A 13,671-nucleotide genomic window follows, 5' to 3' on the forward strand; every position below is an offset into this window, starting at 1 on the left:
GTTGTTGTGATGATCCGTTGCGAGTCGGCGCCGCTTCATGGCTCCGCGATGAAACGCGTCGCTCGCCCCGTGTAGTTCCTCCCGCACGGAGGGCGCCGGGAAGGGGTCGACCCGCGCCTGTCCATGGCGGCGTCCCTGGTCTGATCCCGACCGCCGGGAGAGGGTGACGCGTGCTTGGGCCGGGTTGAGCGCCCGCTCAGCGGGCGCTCAACCCGGCCCAAGGAGGTTATTCGATATCCAATTCGACGTTGGCGCCGAAGAGGTTGTCGCCGGTGCCGTCGGCGACGACGAGGCCGAGGTATTTGCCGTTGGGAACCTGACCGAGATCCATCTCGAAACGCGCCGATGTTCCTGGGTACAAGCGTGTCGCTGGTCCTTGAAATTTGCCCATTGCGCTGCCTTCTTGACTGTAAAGCTCAAGCGACAAACTCGGAATCAACCATCGCTGTCCAGAATTCTCGACATCAATAGCGAAGAGCCGGTTCTCCTCTTTCTTGATGATCTGTGGATTGGCGAAGCTCAGCCCGACAGACCCAGCTCTCCCGATGTGAGTGACGACCTGAACGCCGTAGCGTGTAATCTGATTGATCTGCGCCGCTCCTTCCGGGCGTTCCTGCGCTGACTCTCGAGACGCTTTATCGATTAGCTCTACCATGATGAGGCTCCAGTAGGTCCCGGAGAAACCGGCGCCCTGGCCCGTGGGCACGGTCACCTCATAGTCGATTCGCTCGATACCATTCGCCGGAATGCTCACTAACTCGCGACTCAGGCTAACCCAATTTGCATTAGAACGCTGCGATTTCCCTCGCTCTCCGAATTCGTTATTGCCATCAGCTGAAAAGGTATAATCCGTCTGAAAAAGTTTAGCTTCCGCCGGCGACGATTCGGTATTTCGGAGGACAAACGTTCCGCGATATCGTTCTCCCGGCTGCGCGGTCTTCTCTTGTGTCATCGAGCCTTCGAAGATAATCCCGGCATGAAGCAAACCTGCCGACGACACCCCAAGCAGGATAAGGGCAATCGCGAATAAATCTTTGTGATCGAACATAGCTGCGGACCTATTTATTCCACCCGATAGAGGAGCGTGCTACCGTGCCGACCTTGGCCTTGGAGAATAGTGACGCCCTCCAGCTTGTATTGAAGCCCGATTTCAGACCGATCACCGATGCCCTCGAACAAGATCTGCTCTGTCTCACCGATGACAAGATAGTTTTGGCCACCAAGGATACTTCCTTGACCAACCCCGTCTGTAGTGCGCTTCACGGCAAGCAAGACATCGGTTGGCATATCAGCCGAAACCTGCCGGACTTTCACACACCATGCTGCTTGATCCGTATCGCTAATACTGATCGTTGCCTGAACCGGATCACTTTCGATCGGCGAGCGGATACCAGTTCCCGGCCCGCCGGTCAGCAGGCTCGATCCAATCGGTTGCGACCAAGAGCCTACAAGACTAATTCGGCTGCCATGTGCAACAAAAGTCGCGAGAACCAGTACCGCGACGCAAAGGTAAACGGCGAGGCTACGCAAAATCCGGTGCGAGTTCGGCATGAGATTCTTCCAACCCAGCATCGTGGGGCGGTGGCTAATCCGCCACACGATATCTTTTACGATCCGAAATCAAAACAAGACTGACTTCGTTCGACTAACCAGCTGTATCAAGAATCGTGTAAATAACCGTGTTGTCAGACACTATGCCGACCTCACCTGCGGCAAGCGTGGCCTGGAGTTGGTACGTAATGAGCATGCCAGATTGCCCGACTGAATCGATTAAGGTCACGACGTTAGCTTGCGTGTTGATCGCAGACAGCACCGCCTCTACAGCCGTACCTCCTTCCGGTGCAGCAACATTTACGATTAAGCTAACGCCAGAGGTCATAGCAGCGCTAAGCTCGGCGACGAGCTTCTTAGCATCCGCCCCAGCATTCGACGTGACGGCCCAACTATTGCCCGATGAAACGGCAGAAAACAAAACTGTGTCACCTGCAGCTACGTCTGCATTGGCAATAGACAGGCTTGGCGCAGTACCGGTCAGCGCGATAACCGCAACTTCATCGACCTGATAATCGAACGTCTGCGTTGCATCATCATCACCGGCAAACGCCCCCGAGCTCACCACCAATCCCATCGCCGCCGCCAATGCCGTCAGTTTCATCGTCATGTTGCTTCTCATCTCATTCACCCTGTTCTGTGCGTGCTGTTGATACTCGTAACGGCGGATCGGCGAGGCCTGTCCGGTCGGACTCGCGACCGTCCCTGGGCGAACTCGATAGTCCGGAGACCCTCCCGGGCTTGACGCCCGGTGGACCCGAACCCTCGTTGCGGTCTCGGGGCCTTTGGCCCGTTGCTCGATCCGCATGGCCGGAGTATGGTCGGGGGTGACTCGCTGGTGAAATACCTTTAGGATATGCTTATATACCCGGAAGCTATAGGGCCGGATGCCCAACGCAACAGGCATCTAAAGCATTGAAACTAAGGCAATTAGAATATTTCCACGAGGTCATCGAGCAGGATTTCAACATCTCGGCCGCGGCCAAGACGCTCTACACCTCTCAGCCGGGCGTGAGCCGCCAGCTCATCGACCTGGCCGACGAGCTGGGTGTGGAGCTGTTTCTGCACGAAGGAAAGCGCTTGATCGGTCTGACCCGTGCCGGGATGGAAATCGCCGACATCGTCGCGCGCGTGCTCATCGACGTGCGTCGGATCCGGGAGATCGGCGGCACACTCGCGACCGAGCGGCACGGCAGTCTGAAGGTCGTCGCCAATCGGCACGCCGCAAACAACCTGCTGCATCATGCGGTGGTGGACTTTTGCGAGATGATGCCCGAGGTCGATGTGACCGTCTCGGAGGAGAACACGATCGAGGCGACCGCCATGCTGCGCATCGGCCAAGCCGACTTGGGGCTGCTGGCGCAGGCGCAGGCGCCGGACCAGGATCCGGACCTGCTGTACTTTCCGATCGAGGAGTGGCGGCTGCTGTTGGTCGTGCCGCAGGGCCATCCTCTGCTGGGGATGCCGACCATCGAGCTCCGGGATCTCGCGCACTATACGGTCGGCTCGTACGACCATTCGGCGCAATCGCGTCTTGTGATCGACGCGGCGTTCGCTCAAGCCGGGCTCGACTCTCCGGTCAACATCTCCTTCGCCAGCAGCCAGAGGATCCTGCAGTTCGTGAACAGAAAGATCGGCATCGCCATCGTGGCGGAAGCCGCCTTCTCGCCCGCCGAATTCCCCGAGCTGCGCGGGCTGGACGTCACCCATCTATTCCGCTCCTTGTTCACCGACCTGGTGCTGCCGCGCCGGAACTCGCCCCCGCGCCACGTCTTCAACTTCCTGAGCATCCTGGCACCCCACATCACCCCGACGACATTCGGCGACGCCATCGCCGCGTAGGATGGGTAGAGCGAAGCGAAACCCATCCAACTCGCTCCAATGGCATCGGACCGAAACGCGGCAAGACGGCAACGCTGCAGTTTGGAGGATGGGTTTCGCTGTACTCTACCCATCCTACGATTTTTAAGGTGTTCACCTTGTTTCGGGATCGTCGCGAGCCGCGCCGAGACCGCCTCAGTCCGTCCGCGGCCCGAAGCGATCAAAGGCGTAGACAAGCAGAAAGCCCAGCGTGCAGGTCAAGACCGCGCCGAGGACCAGGGGGTCGCCCTCGTAGCCGGAGGGCAGGACGTTGACCTCGGAGAGGATCTTCTCGGGCATGAGTCCGTCGGCGGCCATCACGACCTGACCCGCGCTGTCCCTCAGCCAGTCCTCGGCGTTGCGCCAGGGGTAGACCTTGTTGAGCGAGCCGACCAGGAAGCCGGTCAGGGTGGCGAGGGTGAGGCTTCTGTAACGCTTGAAGGTCCAGGAGAGCAGGCGCGACATGGTCATGACCCCGGCCAGACAGCCCAGGGCGAAGACGCTCAGGATCAGGAGCTTATCCAACGAGAAGTCGACCAGCAGCCCCTTGAGGGTGTCCTGGATGATGAACTGATACATCCCCAGCACCAGCAGCATGAAGCTCCCGGAGACGCCCGGCAGCATGAGTGCCGAGATGGCGATGGCGCCGCAGAGAAAGACGAACCAGAGCGCCTCGTTGCCGCTCGCGGGCGTGAGCATGGTGATCCCGTAGGCCAGGATCGCCCCGAGGACGAAGAGCCCCGCCTCGCCGGCGCGCCATTGCGCGATGCGCCGGACCATAAAGAGGATCGAGGCGAGGATCAGCCCGAAGAAGAAGGCCCAGATCAGCGGCGGGTAATGCTCGAGCATCCAGGAGACGCCGAAGACGCCGACCAGGATGCCCATCGCCATGCCGGCGAGCAGGAGCGCCAGGAAGCCCCCGTCGAGCGCCCGCCAGACGCCGGCGAGCCCGTCGCGGCGATGCACGCCGAACAGCCCCGGACCGAAGGCCTTCACGGCATCGAGCAGACGCTCGTAGATACCGCTGATAAAGGCGATGGTGCCGCCGGACACCCCGGGGATCACCTCCGCGACACCCATGGCACCACCCTTCAAGATCAGGCTCAAGCGCGACATCGTTTATCCTTGAATGCTCAGTTGAAGTGAATCGGATCAGCCGCTTACGGGGCGCTCGGGGAGCACCTCGGCGGACGCCGTCGACGCGGTATGCGGCAACCAGCGCGCAAGCGCCTCGGCCAGTGCCTCGGACTTGACCGGCTTGGCGACATAGTCGTCCATGCCCGCCTGCAGACATGCCTCGCGGTCGCCCTGCATCGCATTCGCCGTCATCGCGATCACGGGGATGCGCCGGTCGAGCACCGGCGATGCCGCCTCGCGGATCCTGCGCGTGGCCTCGAGACCGTCCATGAGGGGCATCTGCACATCCATCAGGACCAGGTCGTAGGGGATGGTGCTCAGCGCCTCGATCGCCTCCAGGCCGTTGCCGACGGCATCGGCCCGCAGTCCGAGCCGTTTGAGCATGCCCAGCGCCACGGTCTGGTTCACCGCGCTGTCTTCGGCGACCAGGACGAGACCCTGCACGCGGGCGGACCCGGCCGAGTCCTCGATCACCGAGGCACGGACCCCGGCAAGCTCCGCCGGCACGCACGGCGGGGTCTGCTCCGCGACCGGGACACCCAGACGGACCGTAAACCAGAACTCCGAGCCCCGCCCGGGCTCGCTGCGGACACCGACCTGGCCTCCCATAAGCTCGACCAATTGCTTGCTGATCGCAAGCCCGAGCCCGGTTCCGCCGAACTCGCGCGTCGTGGAGGCATCGATCTGGCTGAACTTGCGAAACAGCAAATCCTGTTTCTCGGGTGCAATGCCCACACCCGTATCCCGAACGGTGAACAGCACGACCAGCTCCGGGGCGGCGGAGGTGTCCGGCTCGGGCTCGGGCGGCACCGCGTCGCGTCGCCGAACCTCGATCACGACCTCGCCGTGCCGCGTGAATTTGATCGCGTTGCCGGCGAGATTGTTGAGGATTTGGCGCAGCCGTCCCGGATCCCCGCGCAGCATAGACGGGACCGCGGGATCGATCGCGCACACGAGCTGTAAACCCTTGGCCCGCGCCTGCATCGCCAGGCTTGCGGCGAAGTCGTCGAGCAGGCGATAGAGGTCGAAATCCAGGATTTCGAGATCGAGCTTGTTGGCCTCGATCTTCGAGAAATCCAGGATATCGTTGATGATCGACAGGAGTGATTCGGCACTGCCGCGCACGATCTCGGCGAAATGCCGTTGGGTCGCGTCGAGCTCGGTATCGAGCAGCAGCCCGGTCATGCCGATGACGCCGTTCATGGGCGTGCGGATCTCGTGACTCATGTTCGCGAGGAACTCGCTCTTGGCCACATTCGCGAGCTCGGCCTTCACCGCCATCTCGTTGGCGCGGACGTTGGCGGCCTGCAGCTCGGCATTGGCCGCCCGCAGCCCTTCCTCGGCCTCTTTGCGCATTTCGGCGTTCTGCATCAACTCCGCGAAGACCGACAAGAGCGACCGCTCCATATGGGTCCATTCGCGCGCCTCGCGCACGGCATCGAATCCGACAAAGCCGAAACAGGCATCGCCCTTCATCAGCGGCAAGGTCATGAGTGTCTTGATCCCCTGAGGCTCGAGCACCTGCCTGAGATGCCCCTCCACCGGCAGATCCGAGACGAGCGGGACATGCAGGGGCTTGCCCGCGCGGTGGGTGTCGACCCACTCCGGGAAGAGCTCGCACGGCAGATCCCGCAGGTTCTCGATCTCGGGCGTCACGCCGGGTGCGCACCACTCGTGCGTATTCGACATGAGGTCGGTGGCGACGTCATAGCGGAACAGATAGGCGCGATCGATCTGCGCGAAGCCCCCGATGCGAGCCAGCGCGTGGTTGATCTGCTCGTCCAACCGGGCCAAGGGCACATTCACGAACTCCAGGGCGAGGTTCATGATGATCATCTGAAGCCGCGAGCTTCGCGCGAGATCCTCGCGGATGAGCGACTCCTCGGTGACATCCCGAAACACCAGCACGGCACCCAGGACGGCACCGTCCGCAAGCCTGATGGGGGCGCAGCTGTCGGCGATCTGTCGGTCCATACCCTCGTGGTCGACCAGGACGGATTGATCGGCCAAGCCGACCACCACACCCTGCTCCAGCGCCCGAAATACCGGATTTTCCGCATCGCAGCGCGTCCGAGCATGGACGATACGAAAGACCTCGGTGATCGGGCGCCCCAGGGCAGCGCCCATCCGCCAGCCGGTCAGGGTCTCCGCGACATGGTTGAGGCTCGTCACCCGGCCCGCGGCATCCGTGCTGATCACGGCATCGCCGATCGAGCGCAGCGTGGCCTCCAAGCGGCCCTTGCCCTCCTCGAGCTCCCGGGTGCGTTCCAGCACGGTGCGCTCGAGCACACGGCGCCGATTGGAGTAGGTGCCGATGAGCCCGCTCAGCGCGAGGGTCAGGAGCAGACCGGAGACACCCACCACGCCGGTCGCGTGCCGCGCGTACACGACAGAAAAATCGGGGCCCTCGGTCGCGAGGATCGCATAGGTTTGACCGGAGACGAGCAGCGGACGAAAGAGCGACGCCGCACGAGGGCGGTCCGTTGCGAGGTGCGACCCGAGACCTTCGCGCTCCGCTGCCGCAGTCGATGCCAGGCGTTCCGGTACTTCACCCGCGCGCAGTTGGTAGAGGTCCGGGATCAAGACGGATGCATCCGCACGCCGAGACGCGTCGCTGCTGCGCAGCAGGATCCGATCGAAATCGATGACGGCGGCCGCGAATCCGCTCTCTCGACCCGAGCGCCCGACATGCTCGAAGGGTCGAAAGAGGAGCATTTCACGACCCCGCCCGCCGGGTCGATTCAGATCGACCGGGTCGCTCCCGGTCATCAGGCCGGAACGTGCACCCTCGGCCAGCGCCGCGCGCAGCGCGGGATTCCCCCCCAAGTCCAGCCCGACCAATCGGTCGCGTGCCGACTCCGGCACGACGGCCGCCACGGGGAAATAGGTGTCGCGCTCGCCGACCGGAATGCGTCGGCCCTCGGCATCCAGCTCGCGGATGCCGGTGCCGTCCGGATCGAAGGCGGCACGCCCCGCCGCCGCCACGACCGGCACCCAAACCCAGGCGTCGATCGCGTGATCGAGCGTCAGAAACCCCGCGTACTCGAGGAAGGTCTCGTGATCGATCCGCTGTGCACCTTCGAGAAACCGCGCGAGTCCCTCCAACGCGAAATCGCGGACCCCGCCCAGCTCGTCGGCAACCCTGGCGGTTTGCGACGCGGCGAGCTGCTCGAAGGCATCTTCACGGTTGCGTGCCTCGATCCGAAACGCCGACCAGGTCGCGACCGCGGTCAGCGTAAGCCCGATCAACGCAGCGAGCGCTGCCTCCAGGTGGCGCCGACGGATCTGCTGCTCGGTCGAGAGACGTCGACGTCGGGCCAACGCGGCCGAGCCGCCGAGCAGGATCAGGGCGAGCGTCAGGACGAAGAGCGCCGGAACCACGCCGGCATGGACCAGACGACGCCGCCAATCGCCCGCGTCGAGATCCACGCCCAGGACCGCAATCACGGCGTCGGTCCCCGGATCCAGGATCGGGACAAGCGCGGACACCCAGGTGCCCCAGGCATCGGCGAAAGGACCGTGGACGACCGACTCGGCGCTGTCGAAGGCCCGATGATCGGGCTCGGCGGCATCCTCGTAGACCTGCCCGGCCGGGGACTCGTCCGGCGAGCCTGCGGGCTCGGAATCGAGCAAGAAGAAGATGGCTCCGTCCGCCCGACGCCCCATCAGATACAGGAAACGCCAGGCCGGCTTGGCCGTCATCACGGCTGCGAACTGCTGCTTGAGTCGACGATAGGCATCCGCCGTCAGATCATCGGGGGTTCCGGACAAGGCGGCGACGCTCCCGACCGGGACGGCCTGCGCCATGATGCGCGCCTCGACCAAGAGGTCCTCGCGCATCTCGCGATCCGTCCGCGAGACCTGCCAACCGACGAAAAGGGTGCCGGCGACCAGAAGGAGGGCGAAGAGTACGGCGGTCAAGACCACCACGGATGCGGATTTCGGCGAAACGACGGGGGTTGTCATCGGGTATCCATGCCTCGCGGTGTTTCGTCGATCGGCGCAAGCCCTCGGGCGGTCGTGTCAGATCCGGCGCGGATACAACTCCGGCAGGGCCGTCGCACGATCGGACACGGTATCCGCCTCGTCGCCGGACAGATAAGGCGCGAGTGCCTGCCAGGCACCGACACCGTCCCAGGCCGTCCCCGCCCCGGCGCCAGCGCACGCGGCACCCGCATAGAGGGCTCGGTCGAGTTGCGCCAGCGTCTCGGCCACTGCGACATCGTCCAGCCGCCGGGCCAAGGCGCCGAGCCCCGCCGGAGCCTGCCCGGCCCAGCGGACCCGGCCCCAATCGAGCAAGGCCAGGCGCGCGCCGCGGGCGTCGTCGGCGAGGCAGGCCCGCTCGACGCGCCGACGTGCCTCGCGCAGCGCCTGCGGCGAGGCGCGGGTCTCGACGCGATCCGGGGCCTCGCGACCACGCGCTCCCCGTTTGATCCAGACGAGGGCCGCGAGCCAACCGAGACCGATGAGGCCGAGCGCGGAAACCCCGAGGCCGATCGGACCGGCGATCGCCCGACGCACCCAGTCCTCCGCCTTGGACGCCAGTGTGCCGGAATGTCGAGGCTCGGCGTCCGTGTCGACGGGATCCTGCGCCGCGGCCGCGTCGTCCGACGCCGACTCGCCCGCGTCCGCGAACGCCCCGGTCGACCCGCCGCTCGCGGTCCCCGCCGGCGCAGCGGCCACCTCCAGCGTCCGGGCGGGCACGATCGCCACCCGCTCGCGATCCTCGCCCGTATCCCACCAGGGAACACGCACCTCGGGAAGGGTCACGGGCCCGGGGCGGGTCGGCACGAAGGCCACCTCGAGACTCCTGAGTCCGACCGGCGCACCGACGCCGGGAAGGTCCTCGGCGCGCGTCTGACCGGGGTAGATCTGCGCGCCGTCCGGCGGATCGAGCACGAGCGGCGGCAGCTGGGCCGCGGTGGCGCCGCGCGCGGTGACCGTCAGGACACGTGTCACCGGCTCGCCGACCTGGAATCGCGGCGACGCGGGGATCCACTCGTCGGAGATCTCGACGGACTCCGCCGGCAACCAGGGCGAGCTGGAACCGGGCGGCTGCGCACGGACCTCAATCTCCAGGTCGGGCGCCCGCTCCACGATCCGTCGTCCGCTGGTCGTCATCCCCGATAGCCCGGGAAAGGGTCCGGCGCCGAACAGCGCATCGAAATCGTCGGCCGCGCGGCGTTCTGCCGGCCGCGGCGCCGGCATCACCGCCTCGAGCCGCGGACCGCGAATGACGAGGGGCCCGCTCTGCAGCGGCGCCACGAGGTAGCGTCGTTCGATGACTTGATAACGCTGGCCGTCGATGACCTCGACCGAGCTGCGATCCTCGCCGTCGCGCTCGAGCGTCGCACCCTCCACCTGCGGCTCGGAGAGGACCGCACGCTGCGGTGCTTCGCGCTCGCGGTAGAGCACCTGGACCCGATAGTGAAACGCCTGCTGCACGTAGGGTGTGGAGGTGTCCGTCTCGGTCCGCACGAAGATCGGCTTCGGGCCGGCGGAGGGGTCGTCGGCCGCGGCGTCCGCGACCACCTCGACCGTCAGTGGCGCGCTGCGCGCATCGCCCCACGCCAGCGCGGGGATCTCCAGTCGCCCCGATCGCTTGGGGGCAAGCTCGATGCGCCATTCGCGCGTGTGCGACACGGCGCCGTTCAGAACGCTCATGCGCTCGCTCTGGCTGCGGCTGAGGATGTCGAAATCCGTCTCCAGGACCTGGAGATCGGGCTCTCCGGAGAGTCGACCGTCGCCGAGAAGTTGCAGGATCAGGGTCTCGTTCGCGGCGATGCGCTCGCGATCGATCTCGGCGCGCACCCCGTCGGAGACCGTGCCTTGGGCAAGCACCGGCGCGACGACCATCAGAGTGGTCAACACCGGGGCCGCCAACAGCGTGACGGCATAGAGCATCGTGAGCAGGACGGCGAGCAGCGGGCGTTGTGGCCGTTTGCCGGTCGTGTTGCGCGCGCGGCGAGGAGATGGCCGGTCGAGTCGAATCAAGTTAAACATCCAAGATCGAGGTGATTTCCGGAAAAGGATCTACCGGCAGAGCCGCAACCAGGAAACGTGGTCGAAGGCTCTACTCGTTGTCGTTGTCGTTGTCGCGCATGAGGCAGCTCAGGGCAAGCGCCCCTCGCGGCGCAGATGCTGCAGCAGAAACCGCTGTCGCAGCAAGCCACCGGGGTCATCCGGGACGCGGCGCAACTGCGCCTCCATCGCCTGCTCGCGTTCCTGTGCCTCGGGGCCGAGCGCGTCCGACAGGGCGCTGTCCGAGGAAGGGGGCTCCTCGTCAGTCGGATCCGATGCCCCGTCCGCGTGCTGCGCCGCTCCGCCGGGCGCATCCTCCGGCAGCGCAACATCCTCGGTCTCGGCGATGTCGTCCGGACCGATGTCGCCGGGGTCGCCGGCCGGCCCGCCCTTTCCGCTCGATGCGGGTCCGGTCTCGGTTCGGTCCGGCGATGCCTGATCGGATGACGCGTCTGTCCCGGGCTCGGCTGCGGATGCCCGCTCGGATCCGGGCTCGGATGTCTGATCGGCCCCGTCCGAGTCGCCGCCCGCCTGCTCGTCCGAGTCCTCGGGGCTCTCGCTCGCGTCCGCTTGCACGTCGTCGCTGCCGGGCGCGTCTGACGCATCTCCTCCGCCGCCCGAGGGTTCGTTGCCCGAGGAGCCTTGCGACCCGTCCGCGGGGTCGCCGTCGGCGCCCTCGCCACCCTCGCCCGCTTCGCCGTCCTCGGACGACTCGGGCGGCGCATCCCGCAGCGCCTCGAGCAGCTCCAGGTTGTGACGCGCATCGGCATGCTCCGCATCGCGTTCCAGCACGCGCGCGTAGGCGGCGATGGCCTCGTCGAGCCGCCCGAGGCGTGCGAGTGCATTACCGCGGTTGTAGTCCACATCCGGATCCGGCACGTCCGACAAGGCCGCGAGTGCACGCTCGTAATCGCCGGCCCGATAGCTGGCGGCGGCACGCCACGCCGGATCCCGAAACAGCTCGGCCGCCTCGGCGTTCGCGCCGGCGTCGAATTCTCGGGCGGCCTGCTGATCGGCCCGGAACCAGAAGTCGGACCACTCCAAGGCCCACCCGGGGGACGGCGGCAGGATCATGACACAGGCGAGGATCGACAGCAGCCATCCGCGCCGGAAGGCCAATGCAGCGAAGGGCAAGAGCACGAGCAACAACCAAGGACCCTCCTCGCGCCATTGATCGGACAGCAACGACGGCTCTTCGGTCAACTCCGCATCCATCGAGCCGAGGCCCATGAGGACGCGGGTGTCCGCGTCGCCGGCCTGCGATTCCACATAACGGCCGTTGCCGAGCCGGGCCAGCTCGCGCAGCTCGGACTCGGGCAGGCGCGCGATGCGGACCCCGCCGTCGCTGCTGGGCTCGAAACCGCGTGTTCCGTCCGGGGCCAGGGGGACGGGCGCACCCTCGGAGGTGCCGACCGCGAGCACCGAGACGCGATGCCCGCCGGCCGCCAACGCCTGCACGGAAAACCGGGCTGCAGCCATGTCGCCGACACCGTCGGTCACCAGGACGATGTCGCCGCGATGGGCGGAGGCACGCTCCAGCAGCTCGCCGGCCGCACTCAAGGCCCGTGCGGTATCGCGCGCACCCGGCACCGGGATGAGGTCGGTCGTGAGCTGGGGCACCTGGACCGAGATGGTCGCGGCATCCCGCGTCAGCGGCGAGACCACGAAGGGCTCCGGGCCGAAGGCGAGCAGTGCGACCTGCCCTTCCTCCGTTGCCTTGAGCAGATCCATGACCTCGAACCGGGCGCGCGCCAGTCGGGATGGGCGCAGATCGGCCGCGTTCATGCTTGGGGAGAGGTCGAGCAGGATGACCCGCGCCGCACTCGTCCCGTAGACGGGCTGCGCGACACGCTCCCAGGCCGGTCCTGCCAGCGCCAGCGTCGCCAGGAGCCAACCGAGACCCAACAGCCAGAGCGGCAGACGCCGCGGTGCATGGTCGGCGCCCACCAGGAGATGCGGCAGCAGATGGGCATCGACCAGGCGGCACCACAGCAGCGCTCCGGCCGGCCGTCGCCACAACAACACGAGGAGGATCACCGCCGGGATCAGGGCCAGCAGCCAGAGCGGACGCAGAAGCTGCAGCTCAGGCCACACGACGACGTGCCCCCGCGGACAGCAGCGGCGCGGCCGCCAAGCTTAGGCTCAGGAGCAGCGCGCCGGCCGCCGGCCACATGTAGAGCGAGCGTCTCGGCGTGAGCGAGCGCTCGTCGCGCTCGCTCGGCTCGAGTCGATCGAGCTCGGCGTAGATCTCTTCGAGCTGCTCGCGGGCATGGGCCGAGAAGAAGCGCCCGCCGGTCATCTCGGCGATGCGCTGGAGCGTCGCCGGATCGAAATCGCTGCCCGCCCGCGCCGGAATACCGCCGAAGGGCGAGCGCGACTGCGCCATCCCGCCGCCGATCCCGATGGTGTAGACGCGCACGCCGGCCTGAGCCGCCAGCTCCGCGGCGGCGAGCGGCTCGATGTGCCCGGCGTTGTTGGCGCCGTCGGTCATGAGGATAACGACGCGATTGTCCTCCGGCTGGTCGCGCAGATGCTTGACCGCCAGGGCAAGGGCATCGCCCACCGCGGTCTCGCGACCGGCCAGCCCGACCACCGCCTCGCTCAGCATGGTCCCGACCGTGGTGCGATCGAAGGTGAGCGGCGTCATCAGATAGGCCCGGGAGCCGAAGAGGATGAGTCCGAGACGATCCTGCTCGCGCCGTGCGATGAATCGCTCCGCGACCGCCTTTACGAGTGCGATGCGCGAGACCATGCGGTTGTTCAGCTCGTAGTCGGCCACCTCCATGCTCCCGGAGATGTCGAGCGCGATCATCAGATCTCGACCCGAGACCGGGAGTCTGACGGGCTCCCCGACCCATTCCGGACGCGCCGCGGCGAGCACCAGCAAGACCCAGGCGACCAAGGCGAGGATCAGGCGCGGATTCAGCGAGCCGGTGCTTCGGGTGCCACGCGCAACCTCCGCCGCGAGGTCCGGATCCAAGTGGAAGCGCAGGGCCGCGCCCTGCTCGTCGGGGGCGCGCGGAAGCCAGATCGCCAAGAGCGGGAGAGGGAGGGCGAGGAGGGCGAGGGGCCAGGCCAGCGTGATCATGCTGAAACGCGCTC

At 66.2% G+C, this 13,671-nt stretch carries 9 protein-coding genes; 1 reads left to right on the forward strand and 8 read right to left on the reverse strand.

Annotated elements, in window-relative coordinates:
* Positions 1–226: 226 nt before the first annotated feature.
* From KFB96_RS11825 to KFB96_RS11835, 3 genes are all read right to left on the reverse strand, one after another.
* On the reverse strand, positions 227–1,048 hold the full coding sequence (locus tag KFB96_RS11825; protein ID WP_213461564.1) for a hypothetical protein: 822 nt from the start codon (positions 1,046–1,048) through the stop codon (positions 227–229).
* Between the two features lie 14 nt (positions 1,049–1,062).
* The gene (locus KFB96_RS11830; RefSeq protein WP_213461566.1) at positions 1,063–1,551 is read right to left on the reverse strand and encodes a hypothetical protein; all 489 of its coding nucleotides are present in this window, start codon (positions 1,549–1,551) and stop codon (positions 1,063–1,065) included.
* A gap of 94 nt (positions 1,552–1,645) precedes the next feature.
* Positions 1,646–2,161, reverse strand: a complete 516-nt coding sequence (locus tag KFB96_RS11835; protein WP_213461568.1) for a hypothetical protein — start codon at positions 2,159–2,161, stop codon at positions 1,646–1,648.
* Between the two features lie 305 nt (positions 2,162–2,466).
* Between KFB96_RS11835 and KFB96_RS11840 the strand changes: the two genes are divergently transcribed.
* Positions 2,467–3,393: a LysR substrate-binding domain-containing protein gene (locus KFB96_RS11840; protein ID WP_213461570.1), complete on the forward strand. Its 927-nt coding sequence runs from the start codon at positions 2,467–2,469 to the stop codon at positions 3,391–3,393.
* 174 nt (positions 3,394–3,567) lie between these two features.
* Here the strand turns inward: KFB96_RS11840 and KFB96_RS11845 are convergent, their stop codons facing one another.
* The 5 genes from KFB96_RS11845 to KFB96_RS11865 all read right to left on the reverse strand — a co-directional run bounded on the left by KFB96_RS11845 (position 3,568) and on the right by KFB96_RS11865 (position 13,657).
* On the reverse strand, positions 3,568–4,527 hold the full coding sequence (locus KFB96_RS11845; protein WP_213461572.1) for a DUF368 domain-containing protein: 960 nt from the start codon (positions 4,525–4,527) through the stop codon (positions 3,568–3,570).
* Between the two features lie 36 nt (positions 4,528–4,563).
* A complete protein-coding gene (locus KFB96_RS11850; protein ID WP_213461573.1) occupies positions 4,564–8,514 on the reverse strand; it encodes an ATP-binding protein in 3,951 nt (1,316 codons plus the stop codon).
* 57 nt (positions 8,515–8,571) lie between these two features.
* Positions 8,572–10,542 (reverse strand): BatD family protein, encoded by a 1,971-nt coding sequence (locus KFB96_RS11855; protein ID WP_213501950.1) that lies wholly within the window; start codon positions 10,540–10,542, stop codon positions 8,572–8,574.
* A gap of 117 nt (positions 10,543–10,659) precedes the next feature.
* Positions 10,660–12,663, reverse strand: a complete 2,004-nt coding sequence (locus tag KFB96_RS11860; protein ID WP_213461577.1) for a VWA domain-containing protein — start codon at positions 12,661–12,663, stop codon at positions 10,660–10,662.
* On the reverse strand, positions 12,653–13,657 hold the full coding sequence (locus KFB96_RS11865) for a VWA domain-containing protein (RefSeq protein ID WP_213461579.1): 1,005 nt from the start codon (positions 13,655–13,657) through the stop codon (positions 12,653–12,655). The genes KFB96_RS11860 and KFB96_RS11865 overlap by 11 nt, the downstream gene beginning before the upstream one ends.
* Between the last annotated feature and the right edge of the window lie 14 nt (positions 13,658–13,671).

It is taken from the genome of Thiocapsa sp., assembly GCF_018399035.1.
In the GTDB taxonomy this organism is placed as follows: domain Bacteria; phylum Pseudomonadota; class Gammaproteobacteria; order Chromatiales; family Chromatiaceae; genus Thiocapsa.